This window comes from Clostridium aciditolerans, assembly GCF_016316925.1.
Lineage (GTDB): Bacteria > Bacillota > Clostridia > Clostridiales > Clostridiaceae > Clostridium_AM > Clostridium_AM aciditolerans.
In genome coordinates, this window is record NZ_JAEEGB010000003.1 from 45,883 (window position 1) to 62,254 (window position 16,372).

At 31.1% G+C, this 16,372-nt stretch carries 16 protein-coding genes and 1 riboswitch; of the genes, 10 read left to right on the forward strand and 6 right to left on the reverse strand.

The features are described from left to right. The first annotated feature begins 236 nt into the window (after positions 1-236). Positions 237-1,202: a DUF2167 domain-containing protein gene (locus I6U51_RS01395; protein ID WP_211140823.1), complete on the forward strand. Its 966-nt coding sequence runs from the start codon at positions 237-239 to the stop codon at positions 1,200-1,202. A gap of 16 nt (positions 1,203-1,218) precedes the next feature. Further along, positions 1,219-1,986 carry a hypothetical protein gene (locus I6U51_RS01400; RefSeq protein ID WP_211140824.1) on the forward strand — a complete coding sequence of 256 codons (768 nt, stop codon included), beginning with the start codon at positions 1,219-1,221 and terminating at the stop codon, positions 1,984-1,986. 88 nt (positions 1,987-2,074) lie between these two features. On the opposite strand, the gene amrS is transcribed toward I6U51_RS01400, so the two are convergent. The 4 genes from amrS to amrA all read right to left on the reverse strand — a co-directional run bounded on the left by amrS (position 2,075) and on the right by amrA (position 6,007). Beyond that, a complete protein-coding gene (amrS, locus tag I6U51_RS01405; RefSeq protein ID WP_211140825.1) occupies positions 2,075-3,058 on the reverse strand; it encodes an AmmeMemoRadiSam system radical SAM enzyme in 984 nt (327 codons plus the stop codon). Positions 3,059-3,216: 158 nt separating this feature from the next. Beyond that, positions 3,217-4,377: an RNA-guided endonuclease InsQ/TnpB family protein gene (locus I6U51_RS01410; protein WP_211140826.1), complete on the reverse strand. Its 1,161-nt coding sequence runs from the start codon at positions 4,375-4,377 to the stop codon at positions 3,217-3,219. Next, a complete protein-coding gene (locus I6U51_RS01415) occupies positions 4,349-4,522 on the reverse strand; it encodes a hypothetical protein (protein WP_211141074.1) in 174 nt (57 codons plus the stop codon). Before I6U51_RS01415 ends, I6U51_RS01410 begins: the two co-directional genes overlap by 29 nt. A gap of 81 nt (positions 4,523-4,603) precedes the next feature. Beyond that, positions 4,604-6,007 (reverse strand): AmmeMemoRadiSam system protein A, encoded by a 1,404-nt coding sequence (amrA, locus tag I6U51_RS01420; protein ID WP_211140827.1) that lies wholly within the window; start codon positions 6,005-6,007, stop codon positions 4,604-4,606. 308 nt (positions 6,008-6,315) lie between these two features. On the opposite strand from amrA, the gene I6U51_RS01425 reads away from it, so the two are divergent. The 5 genes from I6U51_RS01425 to I6U51_RS01445 all read left to right on the forward strand — a co-directional run bounded on the left by I6U51_RS01425 (position 6,316) and on the right by I6U51_RS01445 (position 10,779). Beyond that, the gene (locus I6U51_RS01425) at positions 6,316-8,313 is read left to right on the forward strand and encodes a methyl-accepting chemotaxis protein (protein ID WP_211140828.1); all 1,998 of its coding nucleotides are present in this window, start codon (positions 6,316-6,318) and stop codon (positions 8,311-8,313) included. Positions 8,314-8,465: 152 nt separating this feature from the next. After that, positions 8,466-8,834 carry a GntR family transcriptional regulator gene (locus tag I6U51_RS01430; protein ID WP_178907676.1) on the forward strand — a complete coding sequence of 123 codons (369 nt, stop codon included), beginning with the start codon at positions 8,466-8,468 and terminating at the stop codon, positions 8,832-8,834. Beyond that, positions 8,834-9,529 carry an ABC transporter ATP-binding protein gene (locus I6U51_RS01435; RefSeq protein WP_211140829.1) on the forward strand — a complete coding sequence of 232 codons (696 nt, stop codon included), beginning with the start codon at positions 8,834-8,836 and terminating at the stop codon, positions 9,527-9,529. The genes I6U51_RS01430 and I6U51_RS01435 overlap by 1 nt, the downstream gene beginning before the upstream one ends. Next, on the forward strand, positions 9,529-10,278 hold the full coding sequence (locus I6U51_RS01440; RefSeq protein ID WP_211140830.1) for a hypothetical protein: 750 nt from the start codon (positions 9,529-9,531) through the stop codon (positions 10,276-10,278). Before I6U51_RS01435 ends, I6U51_RS01440 begins: the two co-directional genes overlap by 1 nt. A 309-nt stretch (positions 10,279-10,587) precedes the next feature. Continuing rightward, positions 10,588-10,779 carry a hypothetical protein gene (locus I6U51_RS01445; protein ID WP_211140831.1) on the forward strand — a complete coding sequence of 64 codons (192 nt, stop codon included), beginning with the start codon at positions 10,588-10,590 and terminating at the stop codon, positions 10,777-10,779. A gap of 95 nt (positions 10,780-10,874) precedes the next feature. Here I6U51_RS01445 and I6U51_RS01450 read toward each other — a convergent pair whose 3' ends face one another. Continuing rightward, the gene (locus tag I6U51_RS01450; RefSeq protein ID WP_211140832.1) at positions 10,875-12,299 is read right to left on the reverse strand and encodes an NCS2 family permease; all 1,425 of its coding nucleotides are present in this window, start codon (positions 12,297-12,299) and stop codon (positions 10,875-10,877) included. Positions 12,300-12,362: 63 nt separating this feature from the next. Further along, positions 12,363-12,462, reverse strand: a riboswitch (purine riboswitch). Positions 12,463-12,999: 537 nt separating this feature from the next. Between I6U51_RS01450 and I6U51_RS01455 the strand changes: the two genes are divergently transcribed. After that, positions 13,000-13,851 carry a DegV family protein gene (locus tag I6U51_RS01455; protein WP_211140833.1) on the forward strand — a complete coding sequence of 284 codons (852 nt, stop codon included), beginning with the start codon at positions 13,000-13,002 and terminating at the stop codon, positions 13,849-13,851. A gap of 5 nt (positions 13,852-13,856) precedes the next feature. Continuing rightward, positions 13,857-14,306: a PadR family transcriptional regulator gene (locus I6U51_RS01460; RefSeq protein WP_211140834.1), complete on the forward strand. Its 450-nt coding sequence runs from the start codon at positions 13,857-13,859 to the stop codon at positions 14,304-14,306. 70 nt (positions 14,307-14,376) lie between these two features. On the opposite strand, the gene I6U51_RS01465 is transcribed toward I6U51_RS01460, so the two are convergent. Beyond that, entirely contained in the window at positions 14,377-15,093 is a 717-nt protein-coding gene (locus I6U51_RS01465; protein WP_211140835.1) for a TerC family protein, read from the reverse strand. Positions 15,094-15,307: 214 nt separating this feature from the next. Between I6U51_RS01465 and I6U51_RS01470 the strand changes: the two genes are divergently transcribed. After that, positions 15,308-16,372 (forward strand): ABC transporter substrate-binding protein, encoded by a 1,065-nt coding sequence (locus I6U51_RS01470; protein ID WP_211140836.1) that lies wholly within the window; start codon positions 15,308-15,310, stop codon positions 16,370-16,372.

Below are 16,372 nucleotides of genomic sequence, written 5' to 3' on the forward strand. Positions count from 1 at the left end.
GACCAAAGATGTGTGCATAATATAAATATCTAATCTATAGAATTAGTTATTTAAATGCCCCTATATTCATAAGGATTTTATGAAAATAGAGGTTTGTTTATTGTGCAAAAAAAAGGGGGGATATAGAAGTCGGCATAAAACAAATGTATGATGAAAAATGATCTATCAGAACTTGATTTCTTTGATGGATTGAAGTAAGAAAGAACTTTAAATTATTAATACCGGGGGGACACTTTATGTATAAAAAATTATCGTACTTATTATTAATATTAATTTCAATTGTATTTAATACACATCACGTATATGCAAATAATACTACTAAACCAGATATAAAATGGATAGAAGGGCCTAAGACTGTGGATGTTGGAAGCGATTTAGCAAAGCTAGATTTGCCAGATGAATATGTTTTTGCAAATGGCGAAGATGCAAAAAAATTGATGAAACAAATGGATAATTCCGTTACTGGAAGAGAACAAGGAATAGTTTTTTCAAAAGATACTAAACAAAACTGGTTTGTTTTATTTGAATTTGATCCTATAGGATATGTAAGGGATAATGATGCTAAAAAAATAAATGCAGACAAATTATTAGAAGAGATAAAAAAAGGAACAGAAAAAGACAATGAGGAAAGAAAACAAAAAGGGGCTCCTACGCTAGATATAATTGGATGGGATGAAAAACCACATTATGATGATAAGACTCATAATTTAGTTTGGTCAGTTTTGAGTAACAGTGATGGAGAAAAAATAGTAAATTATAATGTAAGAATTCTTGGACGTGGTGGAGTAACTGAAGTTACTTTAGTTGCAGGTAAAGATGAAATGGAAAAGGTAAAACCTCAATTAGATACTATAATTAGCAAGTACTCTTATAAAGAGGGTAAAAAATATACGGATTATATAAAGGGAGATAAAGTTTCTGAATTGGGTCTGACAGCACTAATTGTAGGCGGTGCTGGAGCAGCTGCAGCAAAGACGGGGTTACTTGCTAAACTATTGCTTATACTTAAGAAGATATGGATAGTAGTTATATTAGGCATAGGTGGACTTTTTAAGAAAATAATCAGCAAATTTAAAAAGAAATCTTCTGGTATTGAAGAAAATACTTCAAATATAGATGGCAGTAATTTAATTAATTCTAATATGGAAACAGCAGAAGAAATATCTGCAACATCATGTGACTTAGAAAAGAAAAAGGATTAAAAGAGAGGGTTATAAAATGAATCAAGATTTTAGTAATAATTTAGCAAACACAGAAATAGAACCAAGCAATAAAAAAAGTAAAAGAAAGACAAGATTAGCCACTACTGCTGGTATCCTTGTTATAATTGCAATGAGTATATATGGATTTAAAATAATAGAAGATCAAAAAGAAGAGGCAGCTCAAAAATATATAACATCAATATCTCAAAAGTTAATAGATAACACTGCTGTTAAAACAAATTCTGCAGAAAAAAAGGACTACGGAAAGCTTGCCCCATTAGTAAACATTGCAAATGAGGATGTTGATAAAATTATTTCATTAGATAAGAACCTTAAAAAAGAATTGGATTCAAATATGTTTAAAAATAACATGAGTACCAATGAATTTATAGGAAGCCCAGCTGCAATAGAGCAATCAAGAAAAAAAATAAGCAGTTTAAACAGTTCACTTGCTAAATATGAAGCAGGTATAAAAGAGAATAAAACTAATATTGATAAGAAACTAGGACAGTATAAGGGGATAGATACTGAATTTGAAAAAAAATTAATAAATGATTACAACGCTCTAAGAAAAGAAAACTATGATAAGGATATGAAAGAATTAAATTCAGCAAAATCTCTTGTGGCAGCAATGGATAAATATCTAGAATTTTTACAATCAAAAGAAGGCCAATATGTTATTTCAGGTGGAGTAATCAATTTCTATAGCCAAAGTGATGTAGAAGAGTGTAATAAATTAGCAGGTAATGTAACAGAACTGAGTAAACAATTTAAAACTAAATAAAAACCGAATAATTAAATGAAAGTGTAATAAAACCCTATGCCGCGCATAGGGTTTTTAGACATTCTCTAAAAGTGCTTAAACTGCTACTTTAAAGACTTATGTTAATATCATGCCCGCATACAGGACAATTTTTATTATTTAATAACACCTCTGTATCAAACAAAGTACGTTTAATTAAAAGTTCACCACATTTAGGACAATAAGTGTTTTTATCAGCATCTTGAACATTTCCTACGTATACATAATTAAGATACTGTTTTGCTATATCCCTGCATAAACTCATTCTTTCTAAAGAAGTAGCTGGAGCATCGAATTTATACGAAGGAAAATATCTTGATAAATGAAGAGGTATGTTAGGATTTAAATCCGCTATCCATTTGCATAATTTGCTAACATCATCCTCTGAATCGTTATATCCTTCTATTAAAAGAGTAGTTATTTCAAGGTGACATTTGTTATGCATCTTTTCTATATTTCTCATTACTATTTTCACATCTCCGCCACAAACACCTTTATAGAATTTATTATCAAAAGCTTTAAGGTCTATATTTGCAGCACTTATATGAGGAAGCAATGACTCAAGTGGTTCTTCACTTATATAACCATTGCTAACTAAAACGAAGTCTATATTTTTATCTTTAGCTTTTTCGCATACATCCTTAATATATTCATACCATATTGATGGTTCGTTGTATGTGAAGGCTATGCCAGTATTATTTTCTTGTTTTAATGCTAGGTCAATCAATTCCTCAGGGGTTAGATACTGTGTATTAGGTTGTGTCTGTGAGATTGAATAGTTTTGACAAAAGCCGCATCTGAAATTACAACCGAAACTTCCTACAGACAAAATAAACTTTCCTGGCCTAAAATGATAAAGAGGTTTTTTTTCAATAGGGTCCATAGATGCTGAGCTTATATTTCCATAGTTTAAGGTGTATAATACTCCATCTTCAACCTTTCTTGCTCCACAAAAGCCAATTCCGCCTTCTTTTATATGGCATCTTTGAGGACAAAGTTCACATAAGATTTTACCATCTTTGTCTACGGTATAAAAAAGCCCTTCCTTTTTCATAGTTTATCTGCTACTCAAAACATGGACAAATATACCCATATTGAGATTTTTACTGTTTCAACGTACTCTGCCTTGCCTAAGCTACTACAGTTTGTATAGCACTCCACAGTCGTAAATTCCCCAAATAGCCTTGGGTACACATACAAGAACTTTTGATATTAAGCTATCTTGTATTTTTTAGCATTTTTAAGATTAATACTTGCATTTAAATCCCTATCAATAGAAAGTCCACAACTGCATTTATAAACTCTATCTTTAAGCTTTAAATCCTTCTTAATCTCGCCACAAGAACTGCACAACTTTGATGATGGATAAAATCTATCAACTATTCTTACTTCAATATTATTTTGATTAGCTTTTGAAATAAGTTTAGCAGTAAATTCATAAAATTTTTGTTGTGCTATTGATTTTGCTAAATTCTTATTCTTCATCATACCTTTAATGTTTAAATTTTCTATTGTTATAAAGCTTGGTTTTTGCTCTATTAACTCACTTACTGTTTTATTAATGTAATCAGTTCTAATATTGGTAAGTCTTTGATGAAGTTTTTGTACCTTTACTATTTGTTTTTGGATATTTTGACGAGTAGCTTCTCCTTTCACATTTTTATTTCTTATTTTCAAACTCTCATATTTCCTTGAAAGTTTTCTTTGCTCTCTTTTTAACTTCTTTTCTGTTTTTCTTACTGTATTTGTTTTATTGATATTCTTTTTAATTAATTCATTGCTACAAATTGCAAAATCTTTAAGTCCTAAATCTAAGCCTATCCCTTCTGAATAAGCTTTATTATTAATATGAATACTTTCTTCAACTAATATAGAAACATAGTACCTATTAGCTTTTTGGCTTATAGTTCCACTTTTAACTATTGAATTAACTGGAATATATCCAAATTCCTTTAACCTTATAACTCCTAAAGTTGGTACTTTAATTCTATGCCTTTCAATAGTCCAATCAGTTTTATTATTTTTTGGAAAATACGCCTTAACCTCTTGATTTTTCTTTTTCTTGAACTTAGGAAAGTCACTTTCACCCTTAAAGAATTTTTTAAATGCTTTTTCACCATTCATTATTGCCTGTTTAGTGGCTTTAGAAGATACTTCTTTAATCCAAGTTTTATCTTCATTATTAGGTATATACTTATTGTTAAGCCATTTTGAAAATTCTATTCCACTAACAAATCTATTTTCTTTTTTATAAGCTTCTTTATTATGGGCAATGTAGAAATTATAAATAAATCTACTAACACCAATAGTTTGATGTATTTTTAACTTTTGCTCTTTAGTAGGCTTAATTTCCATCTTGTAAGCTCTTAGCAATTTCTTCGTCCTCCTTAATCTTTTGTTTATTCCATTCTTTACGGTTATAATTTAGTCTACTTCCTATATCCTTTATAACTTCGTCTATTATAATGCCTTTTCCATTTGCAAAATCACTTGGTTTAAGGTTTGTTATATGCTTCAATATACTCACACCTTTCTTGAGTATATTGAAACACATTTAAACACTTTTTTAATGTCTTTAGTAAATATTTCTTATCTCCTTTTATTTATGTCTTATGACCTCAAAACGTTCAATTTTGTAGTTTTCTAATGGATTTATACCTGCTTTTTTTAAAGCTATATCTATTTGCTCTGTAGCAGTATCTACACCACTTAAATCAGGTAATAAAAGTCCTGTTTTTCTTCCACTTCTTACAATAACACCATATTTTTTAGGATCTAGAGTCTCGCGGGAGGCTTCTTCAGGAGGCATTAATACATCTACTGAATAGATAATATCATCCAGCTCTTCCTCTTCTACCGGTGAAAACCTAGGGTCTCTTTCGCCAGCTTCTATTGCATTTCTGATTATTTCCTCAGCAGTATTTTCATAAGCCGGGAAAATAGTTCCTATGCAGCCTCTTAGCTCACCATCTTTTTTCAGCGAGACAAATACACCTCTCTGTTCGCTTAACATATCCTCCGTTACATAACCTGGCATAGCTATTGTTTCCCCAGTTTTAACGTGATGCTCAAGCGTTTCACGTGCAAGTTTAACATATTTATCTTCATTGTCTCTTATTTTTTTCATAGTATTTTTTCTTTTATCTATAATTTTTTCTAAGTAATTTTTATCATCCATCTCATCTGCATTAAATCGCATAACTCCATAGCCTATACCAAAAGGACCTTCATAGGATAGTATTTCACCACTAATTTTTCTTCCTTCCATGGTACCAAGTAAAATATCAAAAGATCTTAAACCGCATTCTCCAGCAGATTCAATCATATCTTTATCCATATCAAATACGCCCATTACATCTCCAGATTTAAGAAGTTCTAATATTTTTTCATCAAAGACTTTTCCCTCTGGACTATAACCATAGGGAGCTTTATCATTGAGCTTATGGGATAAGTCACCAGAGGCTATTACTACAACATTAGTGTTAGATAGCTCAACGGCCTGCTTTATTGATATTCCAAATTTATATAAGTCTGTCTCTGATAGAAGACCATAAGTAATATGAACTAATTTATAATTACTATATTCTTTATTTACGAAATATAGGGGTACCATTGCTCCATGATCAAGTTCATGGCTGATATTGTATCTTCCTGCAATATCCTCATTTATAGCAATTGTAGGTACACCCATTCCATGAGCATAATTTTTTATACTTTCAGTTAAATTTAGATCTATTGTTATATCGAATTCTACATCTGGAGAATTAAAATTTCCGAAATCACCAGAAATGTGGTTGCTATCTGTTAATGCTATGGCATCTCTGAACATAGGACCATGAGGAGTTATAATTATTATTGTTTCAGGTTTTAGCTCACTTATTTCCTTTGCAACATTGAAGCATGCATCTATAGTTAAAGATGCGTCTAATTCTTCTCCTTTACCAACTTCAGATACTAATATAGGTGGATGAGGCATAATAAAATGTCCTAATATTTTACCCATTATAAGACCTCCTAATAGATTAAATTTATTACAAATGAAGAACTTATTGAAAACTATATTCTCACCTAAAGTTTAACACTTAAATTAAATTTAATACAAATTTTTAATACAAAAAATTCTGAAGAGTTAAGAAAAAGAATTATAACAAACATAATATTTAGCTTTAATTAAATAAATATGAGAAAAAGGCTATAAAATTAAATTATAATTGTGCCATAATATATATGGTTGTGTTATAATTATCTTACAAATGAAATTATACAAAAAATTAAATTCATTATTATATTCGGAAAAAGGAGAGAGCAACAATGGCAAAAAAAAGAAGTATTAAGGGCGTCATTGTAGGTTTACTGTGTGCTTCGGCAGTTATACCACTTTTGATTGTCGGAATATTTAGTTATACTTCGCAAACGAAAATTTTTAAAGAGGATTTACATGTTTTACTTAAAAGTAATTTGTCGGAAATAATAAGTGTCATAGACAAGGAAAGTAAGAGCAACATAGAAATGGTAGACATGCTTGCTGTAAATCCAGATTCACAATCTATAATAAGAGATCCTCAGAGTGCTCAGAAGCTTTCAATTACTTTAGATGGAATTGTTCAATCTCACAAAAGTATATGTAATGCATACATAGGAACTGTTAATGGAGTTTTCACGGTAATGCCAAAACAGGACGTTCCTGCTGGGTTCGATCCGAGACAGAGACCATGGTATAAGGATGCTGTTAATAAACCAGAACAAGTTATACTTACAGATCCCTATGAAGATAGCTTAAAGAAGGGAAACTTTATGGTAACCTTTGCTAAGACTGTAAAAGATTCTTCAAGTGGGGAAATGGTAGGAGTGTCGGCAATAGATATAAAGCTTGATGATATTTCTAAAATGGTACAGGAAAAGAAAGTAGGCGAAAAAGGTTATATTGTTTTACTTGACAAGAATGGAACAGTTATAGGGAGCAAAGATAAGGGTATTTTAAATAAGACCCCTAAGGAATTAAATTGGATATCAAAGGTTATATCAAATAAAGAGGAGATGTATGAAGATACTATAAATGGGACAAGTTATCTCATATCTACAACTAAAGATAATTCAACTGGATGGATAGCTGCTGCACTTATACCAAAATCAGAACTTGCAAGTAGAGTTAACGGTGCAAGAAATATGATATTATTAATTTCTTTAGCATGTTTAATAGCTGCACTATTTATAGGTAATTTAATAGCTGGATTGATAACGAAGCCTGTAGCTAGCTTAGAGAAGACACTAGATAAGATGAAAGATGGGGATTTTACAGAGAATATAGATAATAATATAGCTATTCATGAAATAGATAGAATTACTAAAGGAATAAATACTGTAAAAGATGAAATGGTGTTAATATTAAGCAACATACATCAAGTATCTGATGATATAAGATCATCTTCGGGCACACTGAAAACCATAGCTGAGCAATCTAGCACTGCCGGAGAAGAAATATCTAAAGTAGTCCAAGAAATAGCTAGTGGTGCTGGTAAACAAGCAGAAGCGATGGAGGAAAGTCAGAATTTAATTATTCAGCTTGAAAGTGAAGTAGAGGAATCAATTATTAGGGCACAAAATATGGTGGAACTATCAAAGGGAGTTAAAAATTCTACCGAAAATGGAACTAAGATAATTAAAGATTTAAGTGACAAGTTTGTTTTAACTTCAAAATCCAGTAGAGAAGTTTCAGGAAAAATTAAGGATTTAGCTGAAAAATCTAATGAGATAAGTACTATTACTGAAACAATCACTTCCATAACAGAGCAAACTAATCTTTTAGCATTAAATGCAAGTATAGAGGCTGCAAGAGCTGGAGAGCTCGGGAAAGGATTTGCTGTAGTAGCAGGTGAAGTTAGAAAACTAGCAGAGCAATCAGCAGAGTCTGCACTTCAGATAAATAAAGTAACTAATGAAATAAAAGCAAGTATATCAGATCTCCTATTAAAAGTTGAATACTCGATGTCTTTAGATAAAGCTACCGGCGAAAGTGTCACTGTTACTGAAAAGGCCTTTGAGCATATAGCTGAATCTATTATAAAATTAGAGGATAGCATTAAAATTGTAGATAAATCATTAAATGAAATAAATAATCATAAAGATTTAGTTATATCAAAAATACAGGAGGTATCATCTGTATCCCAAGAAATAGCCGCTACTACAGAAGAGGTTAGTGCATCTACAGAAGAACAATCTGCAGGGCTTGAAGAGGTAGTTACAGCATCTGATATTCTCGAAGGTTTTTCTAGTGACTTAAATGTATTAGTTAAAAAATTTAAAATTTAAATTAGTAAAAAGGTTTTAGGTGAATTCCTAAAACCTTTTTAATTTATGAATAATTTGGAAATGATGTAAAAGTGTATTGACAGATATATTGTTTTAGTGTACTATTTGTATAGAACACTAAAACAATATATCAATTAAACGGAGGTGTGAAGATGAGTCTAAACTTTGATCAAAAGGTTCCTATATATGTACAGATAATGAATTTGATTAAAAGGGACATAGTTACAAAAAGACTGAAGCCTGGAGATAAACTATCTTCTGTAAGAGATATGGCCGCAGAGCTAAAGGTAAATCCAAATACTCTTCAAAGGGCTTACCAAGAGCTTGAAAGAGAAGGGATAACTTATACACAAAGAGGGATGGGGACTTTTGTTATGGAGGATGAAGGGATGATTAAAGAATTAAAAAAAGAAATGTCTAAAGAGATTATAGATAATTTTTTAATGGGGATGAAAAATATCGGATTTAGCTCAGAGGAAATTCTAAAGATAGTTGAGGAGAAAGTTAAGGAGGATATGTAATGGATACTATATTAGAGGCTGTAAAGCTTGAAAAAGGTTATTTTAATAAAAAAGCTCTAGATGGGTTGGATTTAGAGGTTAAAAAAGGTAAGATTGTTGGACTTTTGGGACCTAATGGAAGCGGTAAAACAACATTTTTAAAAATTGCTGCAGGACTTTTAAGGCCTACCGGTGGTGAAATACTGATAGATGGCCATAAACCTGGTGTGCATACAAAATCAATGGTGTCATATTTACCGGATAAAGATTATTTATTTAAATGGATGAAAATAAAAGATGCTATACAATTCTTTAAAGACTTCTACGAGGATTTTGATGAAAAAAAAGCAAAAGAGTTGTTAGAATTTATGAATCTGGATATCAACAGCAAAATTCCAACATTGTCAAAAGGAATGAGTGAAAAGTTATATTTGACTTTAGTACTTTCGAGAAAAGCAAAGATTTATATATTAGACGAACCTTTAGGAGGAGTGGATCCTACAACAAGAGAAAAAATACTTGATGCTATACTAGATAATTATAGCGAAGATAGTTCAATAATTATAACTACTCATTTGGTCAATGATATTGAAAGGCTATTTGATGATGTTGCATTCATTTCAGAGGGGAAAATTGTATTAAGCGGTAACGCTGAAGAGCTTAGAAATGAGAAGGGGATGTCTATAGACCAGTTATATAGGGAGGTATTTAAGTAATGTTTAATTTAATAAAGTATGAATTAAAGGGCTACTATAAGGATTTTATTATAATGATTGGTGCAATAGCTGCTCTCAATATACTTCTATTCACTAGAATAAATACATGGCCACAAGAGGCTGTGATAGTTTGTTCATTTTTAATAAGCTTTGCAGCAGCAGTAGTAGTATTTATTTGGAATATAAGGTTATTTAGTAGAGATTTGTATGAAGATAGTGGATATTTATTGTTTTCACTTCCTCAATCTGGATATTCTGTTTTAGGATCAAAGCTTATAACATCTATAGTTCAAGGACTAATAGTAGGAGCAGTGGCACTTATTTTTAATTATATAAGTTTTCATGCTACTGGTAAATTTAACATTGAATTTGGACTGATTATGAGAAATATAAGTCCAAAGTTTATCACAGAGAGCATTGTAAGCAGCTTATTTGAATATGTATATTTACTTACTACAATCTATTTTTCAATAGCTTTAAGCAAGGTAGCGATTAAAAAGAAGAAGGTAGGAAAATTGGGCGGATTTATAATATTTATTATTGTTTCAATTATAGTGGCTAAAATCACACAAATAATTGTTGACATTTTTCCTCAAACTTATAATTTAGATATACTGAAAGTTCAAGCTGTGGCGAATGCAGCAGGTACTATTCCAATTAATATTGCGGCTATGATTCTGAATGTTATATTATTCGCATTAATGTTTATAGCAACAGCTTATATTTTAGAAAATAAAATAGATTTCTAGTATAACTTATTTGGGTAAAGAGGAGATTATTTAAAGTTTATAATTTGTTTATAATTAGTTTATAAAAAGTAGAGGAATATCTTTTAAAATAAAATTATGGGAAGCTTCTAAAAAAGAACATCTTCGAATTGTAATCATTTTGTAACCAATTTTCATCAATATTTAACTTTTAAAAAGTCAATTTCTATTATAATTAAAATAGGAATAAGGGTATTAAATATTAAAGAGGGTATATATTTAAGCATAGGCAAATTAGCTATTAACCGGGTATTAGAAAAGAAACATTTATGGTATAGAGGGGGGAAACTAGTGGAAGGTAATAATAAAGAAGAACAAGGTAGGGAATGTTTAGGAATGGCAATGGGGTTATGTACAGGCTTATTGGCAGGAGCTGTATTAGCTATGGTTACAAAGGATGCTAAGAGTATTATTATTATTATGACTTCCGCTGGTGGCATAATCGGATATTTTATAGATGAATTTATAAGAGGGTATAAATAGATGAAAAGAACAGTGTATTGCAAAAGTGATCACTGTTCTTTATTGCATATTGAGTAAAAAGGTATCTCAAACTACTTGAGATACCTTTTTAATATCTATTGTGGAAGAAGTACAAATCTAACAATAAATAATGCTGCAAGCACATATATTATTGGATGAACTTCTTTGTGTCTTCCTGTAAAAACCTTCATTATAGGATAAAAGATTATTCCAGCTGCAATGCCATTAGCTATGCTGTAACTAAAAGGCATTATTGAAATTGTGAAGAAAACAGGCACAGCTTCAGTAAAATCGTCAAAATTTATATCTTTTACTGAACTAAGCATAAGAGAACCTATTATTACTAAAGCAGGAGCTGTAGCTTCTGCTGGAACTATACCTACAATTCCACCGAAGAATATTGACAGAGCGAAAAGTATTCCCACTACTAAGGATGTTAATCCTGTTCTTCCACCTTCGGCTATACCAGCAGTAGATTCTATATAAGTAGCAGTAGTAGTAGTACCAAAAAAGGAACTTATAGTTGTTGCTATTGCGTCAGCGAGTAGGGCTTTTTTCATATTTTTAATCTTGCCATCTGGAAGTATCATATCAGCTTTTTGAGCTGTTCCAACTAAGGTTCCTATTGTATCAAATAAGTCAACAAGACTGAAAGTTAATACTACCATCACTATGCTTGTTAATGCACCTATAAAGCCTGTGCCGTTATGATTTAAAAGTCCTTTAAAATCAAATGCCATAAAAGTTGGTGCTATTGATGCCGGAGAGCTTAGTATATTTAGTCCTGATATATTTGTAATCCTCATAGGTATACCAATTAATGTAGTTATTACTATTGATATCAGCATTGCTCCTCTTACTTTTCTTGCCATAAGAACTCCCATAAGAACTATTCCAAGTAAGGTAAGTATAGTATGAGGGTTTGAAAAACTTCCAAAGCCTACAAGAGTTGCTGGATTAGCTACTATTATGCTTCCGCTTTTTAATCCTATTAATGCTATAAAAAGACCAATACCGCCTGTAATTGCTATTTTTAAGTTTTCAGGTAGACAATCTACTATCTTCTCTCGAATTGAAGTAACTGTAATAAGTATAAATAAAATACCTGAAAGGAATACCGCTGCAAGAGCTTGCTGCCATGAATAACCAAGAGTTAAACATACGCTATAGGAAAAGAAAGCAGTAAGTCCTATACCTGGTGCTACTGCAAAAGGCAGGTTACCATAAAAGGCCATTATAATTGTACCTATTGCTGAAGTTAAACACATACCAACAAAAAGAGAAGCAACTACAGGGTCATTTATTGATGAAAGACTTGCTGCGGCATCACCTTTTAAGCCAGCAGCATTCATGCCTGAAAACTTCAATATATTTGGTATAACTAAAAGTGCATATGCCATAGTTATATAAGTTGTGAAACCTGCTAATATTTCAGTTTTGGCATTAGTTTTGTTTTCTGATAGCTTGAATACTGAATCTAGAATAGATTTTTTGGAATTTGTAGATATTGTCGAATTCATTATAAATTTCTCCTTCATAAAAAAATCTGCCATCGGAGAATGAGTAAATCCGAAAACAGAACTATCTTATGCGGATTCACCCATAGTGAGAAATTTACGGTTTCTCGTAGAAACTCCTGACCCTTATTGCCAGAAATATATGGATGGCTTGTACATTGAATTTTATATTACACATATGTTAACATCGTGCAATTAAAATGTCAATATTCAATGGGGGAATTTTTATATATAAATTTATAAAATGTGACATAATTTTAATAAAGAATGTCGTAAATTGAAAAGCGATTTGATAAGTAAAAGCATTCTAATTATAATATAACTAAATGTAAAACAATATAATGTGAGGAATTGAATAAAGTTTAGAATTAATGCCGAAAATAAGATTAAAGTATTATTAACTTATTTTCTTTAATATACATATTGAAATATTAAAAGTAATTAGCATCTGAAAGAAAAGTAATATAAACACTTAAAAAATTTAGGATATTGATTAAATAAATCTAAGCTGCATAAGCACTTAATGGAGGCATTTGGTATATGAGTAGGTGGTATATCAATAGTGACAATTATCAACATTGATGATTATCACTATTGATAATCATCTACATAATGATATAATTATTTGTGTAAGTATTATGTAAATGAAGTAATATTTAGATTTAATTTCATAATTTAATTAGAATTAGAGGAGGAAAAAGCTTTGAGTAAAATAGCTTTAATCACAGATACAACTGGTGATCTTAATGAAGAAATAATAAGAAAGTATAATATAAATGTACTTCCCTTTAGAATTATATATAAAGACAGAGAATATAGGGACAAGATTGAGATAACGCCTGAGCAAGTATATGAAAATTTAGATAAGGAAGTTCCTACATCATCAATGCCAGCTTTAGAGGATATGGAAAATCTATTTGAAGCCTTAGAAAAAGAAGGGTATACTCACGCTATAGCTATAGTATTATCTTCAGGATTATCGGGAGTTTATAATGGCATAAAGATAGCAAGTGAAAACCATCCTAATATTAGTACACATATATTTGATTCAAAATCAATATCATGGGGTGAAGGAGTAGTAGTAGAGGAATGTGGTAAGCTTATTGAGCAGGGAAAAAGCTTCGAAGAAATAGTTGAGGCTTTGCCTTCTATAAGAAAACGAGTTCATCTTTTCTTTGTAGTTGGAACATTAGAGTATTTAAAGAGAGGCGGTAGAATAGGAAAAGTTTCAGGAACTATTGGAGAACTTTTAAATATAAAACCTATAGTTTCCGTAGATATAAATGACGGAAAATACTATACTCATGAAAAAGTTAGAGGAAGAAAACAATCCTTGAATAAAATTATGGAGCTTGTAAAGGCAATTTTAGACGAAAAGAAATGTAGATTTTATGCTATGCATGGGTATGCCTTGGAGGATTCACAAAAGGCCTTTAATGAAATCTCAAAACATCCAAATGTAACAGAAGCAATATTTGGAGGATGCATAAGCCCAGTATCAGGAGTTCATAGTGGACCTGGTCTTGTAGGTTTAGTTTTGTTTGAGGAAGAGTAATACTTATGGGGAAATTTAGCATAGACGAAAGTATTAAAGAAGAAGAAAAAAGACTTTATGAAGAATATAAAAGAAAGCTGCTAGAATTAAAAAAAGTAAAGAAAGAGAATGAGGCTGTAGGACAGGTATTTACGAAAGGATTACTGCCAATTTATGTACTTTATGTGCTAAGTTTAGGTGCTACTAATGGAAATGATATCTCTCATAAAATAGGTGAGAGAACTAAGGGAAGATGGATTCCAAGTACTGGAGGAATATATCCTATTTTAAAAAAATTAGAAAAAGAAAAAATGGTAGTTGGTAATTGGGATGATTCAAAAAAGAAAATTCAAAAGATATATACTATAACTGAATTAGGTGCTGAAGAACTTGAAAAACGAAAAGAGCTTTTAAAGGGGAAAATTGAAGAAGCTTTAGAAGTATTTAAAATAGTATATAGAGATTTGTACGAATAAGGAACCTACACTCTTTGCTGAGACGATAGTCATCGGATAAAGAGTGTAGGTTTTTTATCTGTACTGAAAGCTATATTTTAAATTTTTTTTCTTTGTAATCTCTAAAGCTATAAGTGACAGGCCTTTTAGTTATATAGAAGCCATAAATAATTGTAAGTAGTGCTGCGCCATAAGGAAGAATTATATTTATCATACTAAAATTAGATACAAAAGTATGCAATAACTTGTCCTCTAAAAGCATTTTAAAAGAGGTATGAGCAAGAACTGCACCTCCTATGTAAGGAACCATAGGATGCTTGTTCATTAGTTTTGCTACATACTGACTTCCGAAAAATATAATTGGTATATTAAGCAAAAGTCCAAATGCAATTAGCGCAATATTTCCATGTGCGGCACCTGCAATTGCAAGTACATTATCTAAACTCATTGTAGCATCTGCTATGATAATGCTCCATATAGCGCCCATAAATTTATTAGAAGAGTTTACATTACAATCTTCTTCTTCACAGTCTGGTCTAATAAAATCCCATGTTATTTTTATAAGCAACAGTCCGCCTACTAATCTTATAGGAAGCCACTCAATCATTAAAATATAGGTTATAAGTGACGCGAATATAATCCTAAGTAAAACAGCAGCAAATACTCCTATAGCTGAAGCTTTCTTCGCAAGGTGTGGAGGAAGTTTACGAGTTGCAAGAGCAATTACCCCTATGTTATCTCCACTCAGAACTATATCTAAAAGTGTAATTTGAGCTGCGCCTATTAATGAAGGAATTAAACTATCCATATTATTCCCTCCCTCGTATAATTTGATTCCATATAATATTCTAGCACACAAAATAAACTATGCCAAATGGCAAGTTGTCCTTATAATAAGTATATTATTATATTTTACTTTATATAACCTGGTTAGTAACACTTTATTAAGCCGTAGAATATATTAAAATAAGTTCTTAGTTTTTAATCAACTTAAAGAAAACCAATAATAGGAGTGGTTACTTTTGAAAAGATTAAAAAAATTTCTATCCTTTTTTGTAATGGCACTGATGACAGTTTCTATTGCTGCTTGTGGTAATACTACTAATAAATCAGATACGAATGATGGAAATAAACAACAGGTGGTTAAGGTAGCTTTTGATGATGCTCCGTCAGAGGCTGGAATAATACTAGCGGATAAACTAGGTTTTTTTGAAAAACAGGGAATAAAAATTCAATATGTGAAATTTAACTCTGGTGCAGACGAGCTCTCAGCCGTTGTATCGAATCAAGTTGATGTAAGCAGAGGAATAATAAACGCAGCTTTGTTCAATGCATCGAATCAAGGTATAGGTATCAAATTAGTAGCAGATGGAGGACATAATGTTCCAGGTAAAGGGTATTTTCAAATTGCACTAAAAAAAGGATTAGGAGTAAAATACAAGACCTACCAGGACATGAAAGGAATGAGAATAGCGATTGCTTCCGTTGGTTCAATTAATGAACTCTTTGTACAAAAGGCATTAGAAAAGGGCGGCTTAACTAAAAACGATGTCAAATTTGTACTAGTTGACTCTTTCCCAGATATGCTTACTGCTGTAGCAAATAATAATGCAGATGCTACAATGCAGATTGAGCCATTAATAACTAAAGGTGTAGATGAAGGAATACTTGAGTGGTGGAAAGACCCGGATGAATATGCAAAAGGAGAAGAAATATCAGTACTTATGTATAGTCCTAATTTCTGTAAAGATAAAGAATTAGGAAACAAATTTATGTTAGCTTATCTTCAAGGAGTTAGAGCTTATAATGATGCATTAGTATATGGTGATAAAGATAGAGATAAAATTGTAGATATTTTAACTAAAAACACTTTTGTAGACAAAGCAGATATTTTCTTGAGAATGAAACCACCTGGATTAGATCCTAATGGATATGTATTAAAAGAAGGGGTTATAAATGACCAGAAGTGGTATATGCAAAGTGGCCTTGTAAAAAAAGAAGCGGATGTAAATAAGTTAATTGACAATAGCTATGTAGAAAATGCTTTAAAACAGATAGGTGAATACAAATACACCAAGGGGGACTGA